Origin of the sequence: Brevibacillus sp. IT-7CA2 (assembly GCF_949767855.1) — a bacterium.
Lineage (GTDB): Bacteria > Bacillota > Bacilli > Brevibacillales > Brevibacillaceae > Brevibacillus.
Genome location: NZ_CATKQT010000007.1, coordinates 60,658 through 79,678, shown reverse-complemented (window position 1 = coordinate 79,678; position 19,021 = coordinate 60,658). Strand labels below are relative to the sequence as shown.

Annotated in this window: 23 protein-coding genes and 1 other annotated feature; of the genes, 2 read left to right on the top strand and 21 right to left on the bottom strand. The window is 47.5% G+C overall.

Annotated elements, in window-relative coordinates; all coding sequences use genetic code 11:
• Positions 1-66: 66 nt before the first annotated feature.
• From ACM6JA_RS04890 to glmU, 5 genes are all read right to left on the bottom strand, one after another.
• Positions 67-297, bottom strand: coding sequence for an anti-sigma-F factor Fin (locus ACM6JA_RS04890; protein WP_007726431.1), 231 nt, complete (start codon positions 295-297; stop codon positions 67-69).
• A gap of 61 nt (positions 298-358) precedes the next feature.
• Complete coding sequence (pth, locus tag ACM6JA_RS04885) at positions 359-928, bottom strand: aminoacyl-tRNA hydrolase (protein ID WP_173620749.1); 570 nt, start codon at positions 926-928, stop codon at positions 359-361.
• A 105-nt stretch (positions 929-1,033) separates the two neighbouring features.
• Positions 1,034-1,642, bottom strand: a complete 609-nt coding sequence (locus ACM6JA_RS04880; protein WP_414851418.1) for a 50S ribosomal protein L25 — start codon at positions 1,640-1,642, stop codon at positions 1,034-1,036.
• Between the two features lie 91 nt (positions 1,643-1,733).
• Positions 1,734-2,684, bottom strand: coding sequence for a ribose-phosphate diphosphokinase (locus tag ACM6JA_RS04875; protein WP_007726399.1), 951 nt, complete (start codon positions 2,682-2,684; stop codon positions 1,734-1,736).
• A gap of 22 nt (positions 2,685-2,706) precedes the next feature.
• Positions 2,707-4,092: a bifunctional UDP-N-acetylglucosamine diphosphorylase/glucosamine-1-phosphate N-acetyltransferase GlmU gene (gene glmU / locus ACM6JA_RS04870; RefSeq protein WP_414851417.1), complete on the bottom strand. Its 1,386-nt coding sequence runs from the start codon at positions 4,090-4,092 to the stop codon at positions 2,707-2,709.
• Between the two features lie 195 nt (positions 4,093-4,287).
• Between glmU and ACM6JA_RS04865 the strand changes: the two genes are divergently transcribed.
• Positions 4,288-5,304, top strand: a complete 1,017-nt coding sequence (locus ACM6JA_RS04865) for a CobW family GTP-binding protein (protein WP_414851416.1) — start codon at positions 4,288-4,290, stop codon at positions 5,302-5,304.
• Between the two features lie 55 nt (positions 5,305-5,359).
• On the opposite strand, the gene spoVG is transcribed toward ACM6JA_RS04865, so the two are convergent.
• From spoVG to metG, 11 genes are all read right to left on the bottom strand, one after another.
• Positions 5,360-5,647: a septation regulator SpoVG gene (spoVG, locus tag ACM6JA_RS04860; protein ID WP_007719936.1), complete on the bottom strand. Its 288-nt coding sequence runs from the start codon at positions 5,645-5,647 to the stop codon at positions 5,360-5,362.
• Positions 5,648-5,838: 191 nt separating this feature from the next.
• Entirely contained in the window at positions 5,839-6,219 is a 381-nt protein-coding gene (locus tag ACM6JA_RS04855; RefSeq protein WP_007719935.1) for a RidA family protein, read from the bottom strand.
• 6 nt (positions 6,220-6,225) lie between these two features.
• Entirely contained in the window at positions 6,226-7,059 is an 834-nt protein-coding gene (gene purR / locus ACM6JA_RS04850) for a pur operon repressor (RefSeq protein ID WP_007719934.1), read from the bottom strand.
• 55 nt (positions 7,060-7,114) lie between these two features.
• Positions 7,115-7,993 carry a 4-(cytidine 5'-diphospho)-2-C-methyl-D-erythritol kinase gene (gene ispE, locus ACM6JA_RS04845; protein ID WP_414851441.1) on the bottom strand — a complete coding sequence of 293 codons (879 nt, stop codon included), beginning with the start codon at positions 7,991-7,993 and terminating at the stop codon, positions 7,115-7,117.
• A gap of 216 nt (positions 7,994-8,209) precedes the next feature.
• Positions 8,210-8,389 (bottom strand): small, acid-soluble spore protein, alpha/beta type, encoded by a 180-nt coding sequence (locus tag ACM6JA_RS04840; RefSeq protein ID WP_017246937.1) that lies wholly within the window; start codon positions 8,387-8,389, stop codon positions 8,210-8,212.
• Between the two features lie 117 nt (positions 8,390-8,506).
• Complete coding sequence (gene veg, locus ACM6JA_RS04835; RefSeq protein WP_005830485.1) at positions 8,507-8,779, bottom strand: biofilm formation stimulator Veg; 273 nt, start codon at positions 8,777-8,779, stop codon at positions 8,507-8,509.
• 216 nt (positions 8,780-8,995) lie between these two features.
• A complete protein-coding gene (gene rsmA / locus ACM6JA_RS04830; RefSeq protein ID WP_007719925.1) occupies positions 8,996-9,889 on the bottom strand; it encodes a 16S rRNA (adenine(1518)-N(6)/adenine(1519)-N(6))-dimethyltransferase RsmA in 894 nt (297 codons plus the stop codon).
• 3 nt (positions 9,890-9,892) lie between these two features.
• A complete protein-coding gene (gene rnmV / locus ACM6JA_RS04825; RefSeq protein WP_007719922.1) occupies positions 9,893-10,441 on the bottom strand; it encodes a ribonuclease M5 in 549 nt (182 codons plus the stop codon).
• 171 nt (positions 10,442-10,612) lie between these two features.
• Positions 10,613-11,710 (bottom strand): 3D domain-containing protein, encoded by a 1,098-nt coding sequence (locus ACM6JA_RS04820; protein ID WP_173620755.1) that lies wholly within the window; start codon positions 11,708-11,710, stop codon positions 10,613-10,615.
• A 358-nt stretch (positions 11,711-12,068) separates the two neighbouring features.
• A complete protein-coding gene (locus tag ACM6JA_RS04815; protein WP_414851415.1) occupies positions 12,069-12,839 on the bottom strand; it encodes a TatD family hydrolase in 771 nt (256 codons plus the stop codon).
• Between the two features lie 27 nt (positions 12,840-12,866).
• Positions 12,867-14,894, bottom strand: a complete 2,028-nt coding sequence (gene metG, locus ACM6JA_RS04810; RefSeq protein WP_414851414.1) for a methionine--tRNA ligase — start codon at positions 14,892-14,894, stop codon at positions 12,867-12,869.
• 58 nt (positions 14,895-14,952) lie between these two features.
• Positions 14,953-15,207: a binding site (T-box leader), on the bottom strand.
• Between the two features lie 444 nt (positions 15,208-15,651).
• Between metG and ACM6JA_RS04805 the strand changes: the two genes are divergently transcribed.
• On the top strand, positions 15,652-15,900 hold the full coding sequence (locus ACM6JA_RS04805; protein WP_007719913.1) for an AbrB/MazE/SpoVT family DNA-binding domain-containing protein: 249 nt from the start codon (positions 15,652-15,654) through the stop codon (positions 15,898-15,900).
• A gap of 60 nt (positions 15,901-15,960) precedes the next feature.
• Here ACM6JA_RS04805 and ACM6JA_RS04800 read toward each other — a convergent pair whose 3' ends face one another.
• The 5 genes from ACM6JA_RS04800 to yabA form a co-directional block, all read right to left on the bottom strand.
• Positions 15,961-16,473, bottom strand: coding sequence for a class I SAM-dependent methyltransferase (locus ACM6JA_RS04800; protein WP_414851413.1), 513 nt, complete (start codon positions 16,471-16,473; stop codon positions 15,961-15,963).
• 161 nt (positions 16,474-16,634) lie between these two features.
• Positions 16,635-17,507 carry a 16S rRNA (cytidine(1402)-2'-O)-methyltransferase gene (gene rsmI, locus ACM6JA_RS04795; protein ID WP_414851412.1) on the bottom strand — a complete coding sequence of 291 codons (873 nt, stop codon included), beginning with the start codon at positions 17,505-17,507 and terminating at the stop codon, positions 16,635-16,637.
• A complete protein-coding gene (locus tag ACM6JA_RS04790; RefSeq protein WP_007719905.1) occupies positions 17,504-17,779 on the bottom strand; it encodes a GIY-YIG nuclease family protein in 276 nt (91 codons plus the stop codon). Before ACM6JA_RS04790 ends, rsmI begins: the two co-directional genes overlap by 4 nt.
• On the bottom strand, positions 17,754-18,521 hold the full coding sequence (locus ACM6JA_RS04785; RefSeq protein WP_007719904.1) for a tRNA1(Val) (adenine(37)-N6)-methyltransferase: 768 nt from the start codon (positions 18,519-18,521) through the stop codon (positions 17,754-17,756). Before ACM6JA_RS04785 ends, ACM6JA_RS04790 begins: the two co-directional genes overlap by 26 nt.
• Before the next feature lie 108 nt (positions 18,522-18,629).
• Positions 18,630-19,001 carry a DNA replication initiation control protein YabA gene (gene yabA / locus ACM6JA_RS04780; RefSeq protein ID WP_007719903.1) on the bottom strand — a complete coding sequence of 124 codons (372 nt, stop codon included), beginning with the start codon at positions 18,999-19,001 and terminating at the stop codon, positions 18,630-18,632.
• Positions 19,002-19,021 lie beyond the last annotated feature (20 nt).

Sequence of the window (19,021 nt, the reverse complement as noted above, 5' to 3'; positions counted from 1 at the left end):
CGAAAAGAAGCCTTAGCTCCCCAAGCTAAGGCCTTGTCAGTGCAAGCCTTCCTAATGCGTATCCACTTATTGAAGTGGGTTTCCGACTAGCGAAAGCTCTGGATGCTGAATCAGCGCTTCACGGCAATAGTCGCACGTGATGCTGACGACCGTATCTCCACTTTGTTCTCTCGATATTATAAGAGCACGTTCCTCCGGGGTCAAGGAATCAAACCCGAGCTGCGCTTCTGTTACTTGCGATTCGTCAAATTCTGCAATCTTCATGCCGCAGCAACGACATGTATAACGTATGCTCATGCACATACCACCCCCATACTGTTCCTATCGGTTAGTATGGACGATTGGGTGGGAAATCATACTACTTCTTCAAGCTGTTGTAATGGTTCATGACCTTTAAAAACGACTCTCTTGTCCACATGGCGCATGCATCAGCAGCCAAGCTCACCGCTTCTTGAATGTCGGCTCTTTCCGCCACTGGAAACGTATTCAAAACATAGTCGCTGACGCTCCGCCCTGGTTCAGGACGACTGATTCCGACCTTGATTCGTTTAAACTCCTGTGTGCCCAAATGCTGAATCATCGACTTGATGCCGTTGTGCCCACCAGCGCTGCCTTTTTCCCGCAGACGAAGATGTCCAGTCGGCAAATCAAGATCGTCGTAGATGACGACGAGATCGTCCGGAATCAGCTTGTAAAACTTGAGGACTTCCGCTACCGATTCACCGGAGAGATTCATGTATGTCTGTGGCTTCACCAGCAGTACCTTGTCGCCTTCGATTCGACCTTCGCCCACGAGGGCACGAAACTTGTTCTGCGTAACAGGAATTCCCCATTTGTCGCTAATCTTATCTATGGCCATAAAGCCAGCATTATGTCTGGTGTCTTCATATTTTTTGCCGGGATTGCCCAATCCAATTATGACTTTCACGCTTATTCCCTCCTACTCTCTTCCCATTGTACTCGAATGGTCACGTGAACAAAAGGAAAAGGGCAGAGATGAAATCACCTCGCCCTTCTTTTTCATGCCCCGATTTTATTCGTTAGCGGTTCCTGCTTTTTCGGCCACTGCTTCTGCTTCTTGCTCTGCATCAATCGATTCTTCGGACTTGACCTTAACTGGCAGGACACTGATCAGCACTTCCGTGGAATCCAGCCCTAGCTCCACTCCTGGTGGGACAGTCAGATCCGCTACCAAAACGACATCCCCGATATTGAACCCGTCGACATCGACCAGGAACGATTCTGGTATATTACCTGGCAAGCACGTCACTTCCACACTGTGGCGGACAAGGGTAGCCACACCCAACTCCGGATCTCCTGTCATGAGGACAGGAACGGACGTGTGTATTTTTTCATTCATATTGATCTTCTTAAAATCTGCATGCAAAATGTTCCCCTGCAAAGGATGCCGTTGCAGCTCATAAACCATGACATCGTGCGTGTCCCCGTCTACACTCAACCGGAATGGCTTGTTCGTCGCCTGGTGACGCAGGGCAGCATCCAGCTCTCTTCCTTTGAGCTGAATCGGCTTATTGCCCACTTCGCTGCCGTACATAATACCGGGAACCCAACCTTCCTTGCGCAGTACCTTTACAGCATTGCCTGTCTTTTTTTCACGAGACTGTGCTTGTAATTGTTCCACAAAAAAACCTCCTTCGGACCGCTAGTAAAAGTTTCCTCACTAGCTTGTCCATCAGAGGTTTAGTTCAATCCCCGAATAGGGGATTGGTATATTAATCGAACAACTTGCTTACGGAAAGCTCTTCGTGAACACGAATGATTGCTTCACCAATGATTGGCGCTACGGAAAGAACGGTAATCTTATCGATAATTTGTTCTTCTGTCAGCGGGATCGAGTTGGTCACAATCAGTTCCTTGATCTTCGAGTTAGCAATACGCTCGATAGCAGGACCAGACAGAACTGGGTGCGTGCAGCATGCATATACTTCACGTGCGCCTGCTTCTACAAGTGCACTTGCAGCCAGCGTGATCGTTCCAGCAGTATCGATAATATCGTCGATGATGATCGCTGTTTTGCCTTCGATGTTACCCACGATGTTCATTACTTCGGCTACGTTTGGTTCTGGGCGACGTTTGTCAATAATGGCAATAGGCGCTTCCAGACGTTCTGCCAATTTACGAGCACGGGTCACTCCACCGTGATCTGGAGATACGACAACGATATCTTTCAGACCTTTTTCAGAGAAGTGTTTACCCAAGATAGGCACACCCAGCAGATGATCAACCGGAATATCGAAGAAACCTTGGATTTGTGTTGCGTGCAGATCCATCGTAATCACACGTTGTGCACCTGCTGTCTCGATCAGGTTCGCAACCAGCTTGGCCGTGATTGGATCACGTGCACGTGCTTTACGATCTTGACGAGCATAACCGTAGTAAGGAATTACCACGTTAATACTCTTAGCCGAAGCGCGCTTCAATGCATCGACCATGACCAAAAGCTCCATCAAATGCTCATTAACAGGAGCAGACGTAGGCTGAATGACAAATACGTCACAACCGCGAACGCTTTCATTGAGTTTGAGTTGGCATTCGCCATCACTAAAGCGCACTACTTGTGCGTTTCCGAGTGGTACACCGATGTGTTCGGCGATTTCTTTTGCCAGTTCCGGGTTTGCGTTGCACGTAAATACCTTCAGTTTTGGGTCGCGGTAGTTAGCCATGATCTTCTCAAGAACCTCCCGTTTATGATTGCTTTTTGCCCTTGCGAGGCATTTTGTTCGCGTAATCGATTTTATTTACTTGACGCTCACGTGCGATCGCAAGCGCATTATCTGGCACATCTTGATTAATAGTCGATCCTGCAGCTACATAAGCATTTTGTCCAACTGTAACAGGCGCAACCAGATTGCTGTTGCATCCGATGAATGCTCCATCTTTTACTGTTGTTTTATGCTTCACTGCGCCATCATAGTTGACGGTAATCGTTCCACAGCCAATATTGACTCCGTCTCCGATCTCCGCATCTCCTACATAGCTGAGATGAGGAACCTTCGTACCGTCACCAATTTTCGCATTTTTCAATTCCACGAAATCACCGATTTTGGCATTGCTTCCAATCTGTGATCCTGGTCGAACATAAGCAAATGGCCCTACAGATGAGTCGCTTTCCACACTCGAATCAACCATCACCGAGTAAGAAATGTTCACGCCACTCGCTACTTCCACATTCGTCAGATCCGCTTGGGGTCCGATTACACAATCAGCTCCAACGGTTGTTTGTCCACGCAGGAAAGAACCTGGGTGGATCACCGTATCTGCCTCAATCTTCACATCAGTTTCGATGTACGTAGAAGCTGGATCAATGATTGTCACACCATTTCGCATGTGACCAGTCATAATACGTTTTTTCATGTAGGCTTCTGCTTCCGATAGCTGTACACGATCGTTAACACCCATTGTTTCCTCCGGGTCAACCGCTTCGTATCCAACTACCTTTTCACCTGCCTCACGCAAAATACCGACAACGTCTGTTACATAGTATTCGCCTTGTGCGTTGTCATTTTTCACTTCCGCCAAGGCTTTCCATAATTTTCGATTGTCATAGCAGTATATGCCCGTATTAATTTCACTGATCGCCCGTTCCGCTTCTGTAGCGTCCTTATGTTCCACGATTCGCAATACTTCGCCCGCCTCATTGCGCACGATACGCCCATAACCTGTTGCATCAGGTAATACGGCGGTTAATACAGTTGCAGCCGCTTGCTGCTCCTCGTGATAGGTCAGCAAGGCTGACAACGTAGTCGCTGACAAGAGGGGAACGTCTCCATATAAAAGAAACGTAGTTCCTTCTTTATCCTGTAAAAACGGCGCTGCCTGCGAAACGGCATGTGCCGTCCCCAACTGTTTTTCTTGCAGTGCATAAGTGACGTCATCGCCTAGTTTGGCGCGAACAGCGTCAGCACCATGACCTACGACGACAACGATATCCTGAACCTGCATGGACGCCATCGTATCGACTACATGCTGAACCATAGGCTTTCCGCACACAGGGTGCAGGACTTTGTACAGCTTCGATTTCATCCGTGTACCCTGACCAGCAGCCAGAACCACGGCATGGATCTTAGACATGTCAACCCTCCATCGTAGAAGTTCCACAATGACTATATCCTAATTCATATGTGAATTTCAAGACAATCGATACAGGATTATCCCCGATTCCTTGCATTGCCAGTTGTTAGACACAAGGCAGACAACATTTAATTTTCTGACAGAAATGTGATATATTGTTGGGCGAAAGGGGTTATTTGAAGGAGGTAGGATTAGATGAGCGCAGAGATATACTTGCTGACTGGGTATTTAGGAAGCGGAAAAACCACCCTTTTGCAAAAATGGCTGACTCATTTGCGCATCACAGACCAGAAAGTAGTCGTCTTGATGAATGAAATGGGGGAGGAAGATATTGACGGGGAACAATTGCAAGGCTTCGGCTTTCCTGTCAAAAAAATGCTCGATGGCTGCATATGCTGCTCCATCAAGGGCGAGCTGACGGAGAGCTTGAAAGATATTATGAACGCCATTGCGCCAGACCGAATCCTCATCGAGACTACTGGCGTAGCCGATCCACTTGATGTCATCGATACGATTACCCATCCAGAGCTGTATGATCGACTGGAGTTAAAGGGGACCATTAGTGTTGTCGACGCCTCTCGCTTTCTGGACCTCAACTCACGCTTCTCCTCGACTGCCACTCTGGTCAAAACGATTCGAAACCAAGTTCGTTACGCAGACCTGCTTCTTTTGAACAAAACCGATTTGACCAGCCCTGATGTCATAGAGCGGGTCCGTCAAAAGCTCAGTGAAATCAATCCGACTGCACCCATACACGCTACTGTTCAGGCAGAAATAGAAGTCTCCAGGCTTTTGTCTGTCAAACGCACCGTTCATGAGCGACCGCTCGACAACGAGACCAACCACCCCATTGCCGTACAGAAAAGCATCGGCCGAATGTCCACGATGGACAGGCTCAAGCAATCCCTTGGCCTAAAAACAAGCCAACCCTCTCTCTACAGTAGTATCGAAACGTTTTCCTATGTATTCACCGGACCCGTAGACGCGAAAAAATTTGAGGACTTTCTATACGATCTCCCCAAAAACGTCTATCGGGCAAAAGGCTACGTCCAGTTCCACGGAAAGCCTGAGCTGATCTCGTTTCAACATACCGATAATCAGGTGCTCCTGTTCCCTTTTGAAAATTTCGGACCGAAAATGGTAGCTGTCTTCATCGGGGAAGGAATGGACCGAGAAATTATTTTGAACAATCTAAAAAAATGTTATGGTTAACGGACGCCGAAGCACCCTGCCGCAAGTGACAGGGTGCTTTGAGTATAAGGACTTTTTAAGCACCAGCTTCGATAGTGCTTTCTTCCTCTTGACCTACGCGGTCGTATTCTGTGAGAACTGCTGCCTGAATTTTTTCACGGGTAGTCGAAGAAATCGGATGTGCAATATCACGGAATTCTCCATCTGGTGTACGCTTGCTCGGCATAGCTACAAACATACCATTATTTCCGTCAATGACACGGATATCATGAACCACAAATTCATGGTCAATTGTAATGGATGCAATCGCTTTCATCCTACCATCCGTATTCACTCGGCGAAGTCTTACGTCTGTTACTTCCATCTAGTTCACTCCCTTTATCTATGTAACGCGTTTAGGATTATTTCCACCCGCTGGGTAAATATTCCTGCTTATCATTATGCAATATTTGAAAAAATATATAAATATGTTTATATGTAATTTTTTGGAAAAATTTTCTGCAAGTACAAAAAACAGCCCAATGCGCGTGGCATCAGGCTGTTTTCCATTTTTTTCTATTCGATATAAGCTACGATTTCGATTTCGACTTTTACATCACGCGGCAGACGTGCCACTTCTACAGTGGAACGAGCTGGCTTGTGATCGCCAAAATATTGGCCGTACACTTCGTTCAGTTGACCAAAATCATTCATGTCCTTGATGAATACAGTCGCTTTCACTACATTCGTCAGGTTGCCACCGGCTTCTGCCAGTACCGCTTGAATGTTGGAAAAAACCTGATGGGTTTGCTCCACGACGTCACCTTCTACCAAAGTGCCGTCTGCACGCAGCGGAATTTGACCCGATGCAAAAAGAAATGGACCTACCTTTGCAGCTTGGCTGTAAGGACCAATAGCGGCAGGAGCCTTGTCAGTTGAAACAAAAGAGATTGCCATACTTATCTACTCCCCTCTATTTTCAAAAAAACTGCCCAGCTCTATTTCGATTTGCTTGCCCTTGAAGTCTACATCCTGTAGTTTTGCAAGCGATACATATTCATCTACCAAACGCTCAGAAACATCCGCTGTCGTTTCTACCAGTACGCCGCATCCTACTACGGTTGCACGGAATTCCTGCAACAGATCAATCATGCCCCGCAATGTCCCGCCAGCCTTCATAAAGTCGTCCACAATGAGGACGCGAGACTGCTCGGCCAAACCGCGGCGAGCGAGTGACATGGTTTGAATTCGTTTACTGGAACCCGATACGTAGTTAATGCTCACTACTGAACCTTCCGTCACCTTGTTGTCACGGCGCACAATCACAACAGGCACATTCAAAAACATAGCGGTCGCATACGCAAGTGGAATCCCCTTTGTTTCCACCGTCATGACGACATCCACATTTTTATCCGCATAAGCGGTTGCAAAGAGCTTTCCGATCTTCGCCATCGTTTGTGGATTTCCGAGAATGTCGGACATGTACAAGTATCCACCTGGCAAAAGTCTCTCTGGATTAGCGAGTTGACCGATCAGTTCGCGCATGAAGTGAAGGGCCTCTTCCGTTTTGACCTGTGGAATATACTTCACTCCGCCTGCCGCTCCCGCCACCGTTTTCAACAAGCCTACCCCTTGGACTTCAAAAGCCTCTTTGATGATAGACAAGTCTTCACTGATGGATGATTTCGCTGCGCCGTATTGTTCCGCGAAAAGAGTGAGAGGAGTCAGCGTATGGGGGTGGGCGAGCAAGTGCTGCGTCATGTCAACCAGACGTGCACTTCTGCGCAATTTCTTCATGGCTCTTCCTCCAAAACCGAATATTATGCTGTTAATGTATCATTTCCATACGGGTTTATGCAAGTATTTCCCCATCTTGAGCGCCTAACATTCGGACAACAAACACATCTTTGACAAAACCTCGCAACGCGTTGTAAATCCGATGTACTTTCGCTTCCTTTTGCACAAGAGCAAACACAGTAGGACCGCTGCCAGACATCAGGACACCATCTGCCCCCGAAGCGATCATGAGATCCTTAATCTGTTTTACTTGTGGATGGAGCGAGAGCGTGACGTTCTCCAACACATTCCCAAGAGATTGGCACATGAGTGAAAAGTCTTGCATCGCGATGGCTTGCAGCATTTGTTTGGTATCGGGATGATTATCGATCTGGGCCACACGCAGGTTTCCGTATACATCCGGAGTAGATACTCCGATAGGCGGCTTGGCTAGAATGACCCAGCACGGTGCAGGCGCTCCCAGATGCGCAATCTGTTCACCACGCCCCGTCGCCAGCGCTGTTCCTCCATAAACGCAAAATGGCACATCAGAGCCAATTTCCGCGCCGATTTTAGCCAGCTCATCTCTGGTCAACCCGAGATTCCATAATTGGTTCAAGCCGCGCAATGTTGCAGCTGCATCACTGCTGCCACCGGCCAGTCCAGCCGCAACCGGAATTTGCTTGTCGATATACAAGTGTACGCCCTGGCGTACTTGAAATTTTTCTTTCATGAGCGTTGCCGCTTTATATGCGTGGTTACGGATATCATCCGGTACGAAGCTGGCAGAACAGTCCAGCGTAATCTCACCATCTTCGCGTAGAGTCATGTCCACACGATCTGCCAAGTCTACGGTTGTCATCACCATTTCTACTTCGTGATAACCGTCCGGCCGTTTGGCAAGCGCGTCGAGAGTCAAATTAATTTTGGCCGGAGCTTTGACCGAGATACGCACGTAATTCACCTCTGCCTACTTTCTAAATTTCCTAGTTTCTTATTGTAGCATAGGCAAACTCTCCCATGCCACTTGATCAATTAAAAAGAATAGGATCGAGATCATTATGGGTATTTCGAAAATTCAGCTCTCTTTACAGAAAAAAAGCCGGGTTGCCCCGGCCTTGTCAACGAGTGTTTATATGGTGAGAAACGTCCGTACGATCAAACCCAAACGTTACAATCGCTTAGCGGCTAATGCTTCCTCAGCAAGCTGAACAGCGCGCTTGACCATGTTACCCGCGTCCCGTGTCGTGATGCCTCCCCAACCCTCGGCTTTTACCGTATCGTAAAACCCAAGCTCTTTGGCCAGCTCCATCTTAAACTGCTCTGACATCAGTCCTCGTCTGCGACCCATAGCACCCTCCTTCTCGTTGACAGGCTTAGTGTGCTCCATGCCGCTCTTTTTATTGCCTCAACCAAATGTTCAGAGCTTTTCGATATAAAAAACAAAACAGTAGAACCCAAAAGGGCTCTACTGTTGTACAAATGTGATGCGGATGTGCTCGTTTTCGCGGCACACCGTCAATTCTACTGTTTCCGTCAAGATGTCAGCATAGCTGTAAGATACCCGCTCAAAGAGTTGGTCGTCATCCAGCTTTACCACAAACACAGATGGGTAAGTTTCTTCGAGGATGCCACTACGTTCAACGGTTTTGCGGCGACCGCCATTAGCCTTCAGCAGGATGCGCTCACCAATGTGTCCGTCTAAACTACGTTTAATGTCAAGTAACGCGTTTCTTGCCATTGTTTCATCCACCTCGCTTACATCTAGTATAACAGCTCCCTTATATTTTGTCAAAGAAATAAAAAATTATAGCAACCCTGCGGATATTTTGTCAACGGGGTTTTTTTCATAAAAAACGTAGATATTTGTCAAAAGATATGCATAAAGGGCATAAATACGCAAAAACCCCCATTCTTGGGTGATCTCGCCCAAAAACAAGGGGGTTGTCTACACGATTTACGTAATCAGTCCGCGGCGCATACCTTCGTTCGCTAGGCGGGCAAATTCGTCCAAACTGAGTGTTTCACCACGCCGAGTCGGATCGATCCCGATGTCAGTGAGCATCTGTATTACTTCATCCTTTTGGGTTTTAGGAAACAGTCCGTTCATTAGGTTGTTCAACAACGTCTTACGGCGCTGTGCAAACGAGCTGCGTACCACCCGGAAAAACACATCCTGATCGTCTACATCCACTGGCGGACGATCTCTTACCTTTAAGCGAATCACTGCCGAGTCGACATTCGGACGCGGAATGAACACACTTGCAGGCACAATCATCGCTACTTCTGTGTCTGCATAGAATTGAGCTGCGACTGAAAGAGAGCCATAGTCTTTCGTTCCTGGTTTGGCTGCAATTCTCTCTGCCACTTCCTTTTGAATCATGACCACGATGTTTTCGAGAGGCAATCTCTCTTCCAGCAGCTTCATCAGGATGGGTGTCGTCACATAGTAAGGCAGATTCGCCACTACGCTCAGCTTTTCCACTCCTGTCATCTTTTCTTCTATTAACTTCTTCAGATCCAGCTCCAGTACGTCCCCATGTACGACTTCAATATTTTCATAGGGTGACAGCGTGTCCTGCAAAATAGGTAAAAGACGCTGGTCGATTTCGATCGCCATCACTTTTTTGGCTGCTCGTCCCAATTGCTCCGTCAGCGCACCGATACCGGGCCCAATTTCAATCGCTCCCTTTTCCTTGGTAAGGTCTGCCTCTGAAACAATGTTATGTAAAATATTGGTGTCTATCAGGAAGTTCTGGCCCAAACTCTTCTTAAAAGAAAAGCCGTACTTCTCCAATATTTCTTTTGTGCGCGTAGGTGTGGCAATATCCTTGCCCGCTATTTGGGTCATGGCTTACTCCCTCTCTTTGTTGATGGCCGTAATGGCCGCTTCGAATTCTGCTCGACTAATTTGGAAGGCATTGAGCCGCTGCAGCATTTGCTTGGCGTTGGCGTATCCGATCCCCAATGCTTCTCCCAGCTTAATTCTGCGTTCTTTGGCATCTACTCCGGACGTCAGGCCATTTGCCAACAGATCGTCAGAAGTAATCTCTCCAGCCGTTTCCGCCATTTCGGTACGTACTTCTGAGAGCGCACGAATAATCACATCAGGTGTCGCGTTCTCGACGCCGATGTCGCCCTTTTTGGTCCCGTCCTCTTGGGTAATAAATGCATGCTTGCAGCCTGGAACTGACTTGCTGATAATTTTTCGGATGCGCTCCCCTTGATAATCGGGGTCTGTAAAAATAATAACACCGCGTTTTTGTTGCGCCAGCCTGATTTTTTCAATCGTTCTTTTATGAATGGCAGAACCGCCAGTTTCAATCGTATCGGCATTAACCGCACGCTTGATTGTTGCGGTATCGTCTCGACCTTCCACCACGATGACTTCCTTGATCTTCATCATGTGCTCCCACTTTCGTACAAACTCGGTACGGTACTAGTGTTCCAAAAAAAACCGTACCTCAAGCCAAAAATACATGAAACATTTGGTAAAACAGGATCGTCTAACTAACAAACAGCTTATCACAATAACCTTGGAGGAAACAGAAGAACAGGAGCAATCGCTCCTGTCCTAAGGCTTCTGTGGTCCAATGATATATACAGTTTTGTTTCGCTTGCGACCGAATTTCCTCGCCTCGGACTCCGTGCCTACGAATACGTCGATTTTGCCACCTTTCATGGCACCACCCGTATCTTCAGCTCGACGATACCCAATACCTTCAATGTACACCCACCATCCATACGGAATGACTTTAGGATCTACAGCGATGGTGTGACCTGCCTTGGCTTTTACCCCTGTCGATGTGCGTCCATATCCCGGAGAGCTTGGGTGTTTGCCACCTCCCGAAGGAGTATAAGCAGTCAGGGTAACCCCGTTCAATACTTTTTTCGGCCTAAACACTTTTCCACCACGCGAGACCGGACCCGCTGCAGAAGCAACCAGGACCCGATCTGGTTGACCCTTTTTCTGCAACATTGGGATTGCGGTACCCATGGCTACGACATTATCTTTCTTCGGTACAAGTACATCTCTTTTGACCAGATCACGGGAGACTTCTTTTCCATCTTCCATGACTAGCTTATAGTGTGCAATTGCCTTACCTTCTTGCCCGCTCTGTAATACGCGGGTCTTACCTTTTTCCAGCGCTGGATCATTTTTGCGTATTTCTTGAAAGGTGACTCGCTCATCGACTTTTACCATTTTCTCAACAACCCGCTTTACGCTGATCGAGGAGTCCTTGGTAAGTGTAGCGGTCAATGCCGGTTCTACCCGGTCCTTCTCACCTAGCACGATGCCGCCGTCCTTCAACGCACCAGCAACATCACGACTAAGTGTCTCTATCGTTTTTTTCTGCCCGTCAACCTGGACTGGTATGGACCAGGTCGTATATAAAGTAATGAGTGCTCCGTCTGATAGCTTCGTCTCAGGTGTCGGTTGAAGGGAATCCTTTTCCGTTACCGTAATGTTCCGCTCGGTTAAGAACTGCTCAACGGTCTTGGCTTTTGTAGCGACCGTCTTGCTTTCTCCGTCCAACGAAAAAGTGACCTGTTTTGGCTGAGTAGCCTGGGCAGAGAAATAGCCAATCATGGGAACGAGCACAAGAGCAAGGCAGCCAAACATGACTAGCCCACGATTCTTATACCTTTCCCATATCGCGCGTAACTCCATTTCCCACACTCCTTTTCCTAGAAAAGCACAAGGCTCTTCTTGTCTAGCCAGGTAAGGGTCGATGTAATTGCACTAATATTCTGGAAGTGGCCGGTACTTCACAAGGTCGGCTTTGATTGTATTTCACTTTCCCGGCTTTGTCAAATTTACCCTCCCTTTTGGCTGAAGCGATAATGGTACCAGACTAGCAAAATAGGCATGGCGAATGGTAGTAGAAACCTGTCGAGAAGCCATGTCGGATGGACAATAATCGTTCGACACATTGTTCATCGTATGCGTCGACAAAATGGAGTAGAACCCGGTTACTTGACACAAAAAAACGGGAAATCACGTGATCAATCGTGATTTCCCGTTTTTATTAACCGTTCATGCGAAAAAGACGTCTGGCGTTGTCTGCGGTAATTTGTGCCATTTCCTCATAAGACAAACCATGAATGTTCGCCATTTCCTCACAGACGTAACGCACATATCCACTCTCATTTCGCTTTCCGCGGAAAGGATGCGGAGTGAGATATGGGCAATCTGTCTCTATCAACAACTTGTCAAGAGGTACCTTCGCTGCTACTTCTTTTGGCTGCTTGGCATTTTTGAATGTAAGCGGACCACCGAACGAAATATAAAAATTCATATCGATTGCCTGCTTCGCTGTTTCCCAGCTGCCAGAGAAGCAGTGCATGATGCCGCCAACATCTGCTGCCTTCTCTTCCTTCAGGATCGTCAAAACGTCTTGGTGCGCATCGCGATTGTGGATGATGATCGGCATGTCGAGCTTGCGAGCCAGACGAATCTGCTTGCGGAATACCTCTGCCTGCACATCACGTGGCGACGTATCCCAGTAGTAGTCCAAGCCCATTTCGCCCAATCCCACTACTTTCGGATCACGACTGAGTTCCTCGATCCATTCTAGGTGTTCGTCTGTCATGTCCTTGGCATCTTGTGGATGCCAGCCGATGACGGCGTAAATAAAGTCATACGCATGAGCCAAATCCATGCAGGTTGGAATTGTTTCCGCGTTGAATCCGATGTTCACAATCGTACTGACGCCATTTTCTTGCGCACGAGAAATGACCTCTGCACGATCCTCATCGAATTCCTTCGCATTTAGATGAGCATGGGTTTCAAATAACAAGTTGGGTCCTTCCTTTCCTTGCCCTCGTTACTTCACGATTGCTCCGTTTGGCATACTTGGGTCAACAGTCGCAAGTGTCAACTGATCTCCTGCCGATGCTGCCAAGATCATCCCTTGAGACAGCTCACCGCGAAGCTTCACTGGCTTCAGGTTGGCTACGAGGATCACTTTTTTGCCGACCATATCTTCTGGGGAGTAGTATTTCGCGATACCAGAAACAACCTGGCGCTTCTCGTAGCCGAGATCCAATTGCAGAACCAACAGTTTGTCAGCATTTGGATGCTTGGCACATTCCACTACCTGTGCGATGCGCAGCTCTACTTTTCCAAAATCGTCGATGCTGATTTCTTCTTTTGCATCAGCTGGTTTGTCCGTTGCTGCTTCTGTTTGGTTGGTGTTTGTTTCACTCACAGGTGCTTCCCCTTTCAAAGCTGCTTTCTTTTTCTTGTTTTCCTCCGCTTGGCGACGTGCCTCTGCTGTCGATTCATCGATGAAAGCCAGTTCCGCTTGAACATCCAGACGAGGGAAGAGCAGTTCCTTGCGGCTAACGGTACTTCCAGCAGGTAATCCACCCCATACACTTGCAGATTCCCAGTTGGTTGCTTCTTCATTGCCCAAAATACCCAGTTGGTCCCAAATTTTCGCTGGTGCTTTCGTCATGAACGGTTGGATCAGCACGGAGCTAATGCGGATGCTTTCCACCAAATTGTACATAACAGTTGCCAGACGACCTTTGGTTTCTTCGGATTTTGCCAAATTCCAAGGCATGGTCTCGTCGATGTATTTGTTTGTACGTCCCACCAGTTCCCAGATGTGAGCCAGTGCATTGGAGAAGCGCATTTCTTCTATATGCTCTTCCACCAGCGCCTTCGTTTTCATCGCGAGGCCGATCAAGCTGTCATCCGGCTCTCCTGCATCCTGTGGAGCTGGAACGATACCATCGAAATATTTCTCAATCATCGTAGCGGTACGGCTCAGCAAGTTTCCGATGTCATTAGCCAAGTCGTAGTTCAGGCGCTGTACGAACGATTCTGGCGTGAAGATGCCATCCTGACCGAAGTTGATTTCACGAAGCAGGAAGTAGCGAACGCCGTCAGAACCGTAACGATCGATCAAAACCTTCGGGTCAATGACATTGCCCTTGGATTTTGACATTTTTCCATCCGGCATCAGAAGCCAGCCATGACCAAAAATTTGTTTTGGCAACGGGATATCCAGTGCCATCAACAGGATTGGCCAGTAGATCGTATGGAAGCGCAAAATGTCTTTTCCAACCATGTGAACATTGGCCGGCCAGAAGTTACGGTATTTGCTGTCGTCCTCGGACAAATAGCCGAGAGCGGAAATATAGTTCGTCAATGCATCGATCCATACGTAAATAACGTGCTCTGGATCGCTAGGCACCTTGATTCCCCAGTCAAATGTACTGCGGGATACGGACAAATCCTGGAGACCTGGCTTCAGGAAGTTGTTGATCATTTCGTTGCGGCGGCTCTCCGGTTGAATAAATTCAGGGTTTGCTTCGATGTGCGCAAGCAGTCTGTCCTGATACTTGGACATGCGGAAGAAGTAGTTTTTCTCCTTCACTTTTTTCACTTCGCGACCACAGTCTGGGCAAGCATACCCGTTGTCCGTTTTCGCTTGTGTTTCTGTCCAGAAAGCCTCGCAAGGTACACAGTAGAAGCCCTCGTACTCGCCCAAATAAATATCACCTTGGTCGAGCAGGCGCTGGAACACTTTTTGTACGACTTCTTTATGACGAGGCTCTGTGGTACGGATGAAATCGTCATAAGAGATGTCCAGCTTTTGCCACAGATCCTTTACCCAATCGACAATCGGGTCGATGAATTCGAGAGGTTGTTTGCCATCTTCGGCTGCACGCTCTTGGAGCTTTTGACCATGCTCATCTGTCCCTGTCAGGTAATACACATCATAGCCGCGCAAACGCTTATAACGAGCCATAGCATCACACGCGATTGTGGTGTAGGCGTTACCGATGTGGAGTTTGTTACTTGGATAGTAGATCGGCGTTGTAATGTAATAAGTAGGTTTCATTGCAACTATTCCCCTCCTGTTTACGTTTATTAAAATAAGGAAAAGCCCACCCCAAAAAAATTGGGGCGAGCTCTATCTCGCGGTACCACCCAAACACTCCGTCCCCCTCACGGAAAACGGACTTGGTAAGTCAAACATGACTCTACCCGTAACGTGGGCATACGTCACAAACTACTAGGTACGGTCTATGCCGTCACTGTTCATCTGCAAGACTCAGGGTCCATGTTCAGCTTGCTCACTTATACCGGTTCTCAGCTACCCCGGCTCTCTGAAATAAGGAGGATCGGCTTACTCTTCCCATCATGGTCGTTTGCTATCATTTGCTGTATTTATCCTCTATTGTACACGACCAACCTGTTTTGTAAACATCCTCGGCAAGCCCATTTTCCTGAGGAATTTTATCGCTCGCTTCACACCAACTTTACAAAATACAAGAAGAAAAGAGAAAACTTGGAGTTTTTGTCGAATTGCCATGTTCGGTTTCGACATTCGTCGACTTATTCGACACCCAATTCTTCCAGTAAATTTTATCCATAAAAATTTCCATATCGCTTCCAACACTTTGAGAAACACCGATTTAACAGCATTTTCGATTTGAAAAAACATTTTGCTTTTCAAGGAATTGTCAAAATCATGTTGACACCTTTGGGAATGGCTGGTATGATTATCCCAACAGAAAATGTCGAATATTGACGATAAATGATGAGTGTATAACAATAGCATCGACATATACAGTTTTTGGGAGGAGATTTTAACTATGATGAAATCAACCGGTATCGTTCGCAAAGTAGATGAATTGGGTCGTGTTGTAATTCCAATCGAATTGCGCCGCACTCTGGGTATCGCTGAGAAAGATGCTTTGGAAATCTACGTTGACGGAGAGCGCATCATCCTGAAAAAGTATGAGCCTGCATGTATCTTCTGTGGAAACGCTGACAAAGTATCTCATTTTAAAGGTAAAATTGTGTGCCAAGATTGCCTGACAGAAATGCCTGTTAAACGCTAATATCATTTGATTACATAAACATGCCTTTGTGGGACGAGCCCCACAAAGGCTATTTGTTTGCTATTTTTTCTTCAACAGCGCTCGGAAGAAGAACAGCCTAGGCGCATACAAATCAGAATAGACCACATCAGCCGGCATTTCAAAAGATACATCGCCAGAAAACTGTAGCCCAACCTCCACCAAAACTCGTTGCAATCGCGCTAAATTGATCAGCGGGTAATCAAAAGTGAGTACGAGCTGTCCATCGTCTTTTAACACTCTGTGAAATTCGCGGAATGCTTGCACCATAATCGGGTCTTCGAGATGCTCGAGAACAGAGATGCAAAATACAGTATCAAACTTTTGATTCGAGTACGGCAAGTAGGTCAAATCGGCTCGACAATAATGAATACCGTCAAAATAATGCGCTGGCAAGCCATCTGCTACTCTTTTCCCAAATACATCCACAATATCTTGATAGATCGCTTCCTTAGACAGTATCCGATAATCGAGATCACAAGCGTGTACTTCTCGACAATGATCAGCCAAATAAAATTTGAATGGGTGGCAGATCCCGCATGCTGAATCAAGCACAACGTCATTCGGATTGGCAAACCGTTTAGCCCAGGCATATTCGTACGGTCTACTGTTCCATGTAACCGGCAGCGCCCCTTACCATCGTATTCACGTACCCGTCGAGATGACGAAAAGAAAAAAGCCGACCGTATCGGCCAGCTTCGCTCACTCATTACCTTCTATTCCCGATGATATTCGTTGTAAACATCTCGTTTGGATACATTTCGATCATCAGCTGCTTGCTTGATGGCTTCCTTTTTCCCCATGCCTTGTGCACAGTAATGATCCACGTGCTCCACGATACTCAGCGATTGCCACCAGGTATCATCGACTTCCGCTTCCAACGGCCCGGTGTTCCCTTCGACAATGACACAAAACTCACCGCGTACCTCGCCGCTTCTGAGCCATTCCAGCAGCTCGTCCAACGTCCCGCGCACAAATTCCTCGTAGCGCTTTGTCAGTTCTCTTGCCAAAACAGCTCGCCGATTCCCCCACGCTTCCCGCATGGCAGCAAGCGTCTTTTCCACTCGATGGGGAGCTTCATAAAATATCAGCGTTTCTGGATATCGCTTCAGTCGTTCCAGCTCTTCGCGTCTTTCCTTGTTTTCGCGTCCCATAAATCCGCAAAATATGAAGCGATCAGTAGGAAGACCGGAAGCAATCAAAGCTGTCAATGCCGCATTGGCACCTGGAACGGGGATGACAGAAAATCCCGCTGCGGTCGCATCTCGTACCAGCTCAGCACCCGGGTCGGAAATTGCTGGCAAGCCAGCGTCGCTTACCAAGGCAATTTTCTTGCCCTCGGAAAGCCACTGCAACAGCCCATTTCCACTTGCTTCCTTATTATGCTCGTGATAGCTGACCGTTCGTTTTTCGATTTGAAAATGATTCAGTAGCTTTCTTGTCTGGCGCGTATCTTCACACGCGATGACATCGACTTCACGCAACGTATTTAGACACCGCACCGTGATATCATCAAGATTGCCAATCGGTGTAGCCACCAAATAAAGGACTCCTGCTTCTTCTGACGCAAAACTGCGTTGCACATTCATTCGGAGGCCCCTCCAATCAATTCTTCTTTTTTCTTGCGCGTTAATCGTTTGATGCTCTCCTCACGCTTGAGACCCCAGGAACGGTCTGCTCCTTCTTCCCAATAGAGCAGCTCCACTGGCCCGCGGCCTCTCGTATACTTGGCACCTTTTCCTTCATTATGAGCAGCCAAGCGACGGATCAGCTCTGTCGTATATCCGGTGTAGAGTGTCCCATCCGCACAGGAGAGGATGTAGACATAGTGACTCTTACTCGAGGGAATCTCGTCTGCCATAATAGATTTCCTGTAGTTCTTCACAGTATTGCTCTCCATTTTCATACACAATCAGCGGTGGCTGAATTCTCAGCTCCGGCTTTCCACCCCTTATTCCCTCGATCAGAACCATATTCGGCTCTGCTTCCCTACGCGGATAAACCAGACGCATCCGTTTCGGCTCGATGCCATATTGGCGCATAAGCGAAACGATGTCAATCAAACGTGTGGATCGATGCACGAGCGCCAGCTTTCCGCCGTTTTTTAGCAGCTGGCTCCCCACGCGAATGACATCCTCCAAGGACAGCATAATCTCATGACGGGCGATCGCAAAGTGCTCGCTGATGTTTTTCTCCCCACTGGTCGCAGGCATATACGGCGGATTGCACGTGATCAAATCGAAATTCCCGTGCCCAAACAACGACACCGCATCCTTCACATCGCCATGATGCATCGTAATTCGTTCATTCAAACCATTCAATGTCACATTGCGGCTTGCCATACTGAACAAACGCTCTTGAATTTCGATTCCATCAAAACTGGCTTCTGGCGTACGCGTGGTCATAATGAGCGGTATAGCTCCATTGCCCGTGCACATATCCAATACTTTTCCGCGCTTTGGCACCGATGCGAATCGTGCCAAAAGAACCGCGTCCATCGAGAAGCAAAAAACTTCGTGGCTTTGGATTATTTTCATTTCATGTGTCAATAAATCATCGATGCGCTCTGTTTCGTAAAGCGGCACGTTGGTGACAGGTTCCATCTACGGCTCGTACTCCCTTTTGTTCTTGTCTTATTATTCCTATCCGGAAAAAAGCGACCTGACACGTGGCCCAGGTCGCTTTTTCATGTGGTGCTGGTTACTCACCGCTTATTTTTGAGGGCCGCCGCTCAGGAATGAGAGACAGAACAGGCAATCCCCTTCTTTTCGCAGGCTGCCGAAATGCACATTGCAGATATGAAATCCTTCCGCGTACAAACGAGCGAGATTGTCATATCCTTCTCCAACCACTGCCTTTTTGGCTTTTTCCTTCGCGACAGGGCTTGTTCCCTTTTGTTTTGCTTGGGAGCCGGTCTTTTTCCTGTCTAGTCGGGTGCGAAGGTGCTGGTTTTCAACGAGTAATTGGGCGTTTTCCTCCATCAAAACAACGATGACGTCTTTCAGTTCACCAATTTCTTTATAAAGGTCACCAATACGTTCTTCAATACTCGCCATCTTGACGAAGATTTCCCGTTTGTCCACTAGCTCACCTCTCCCCTACC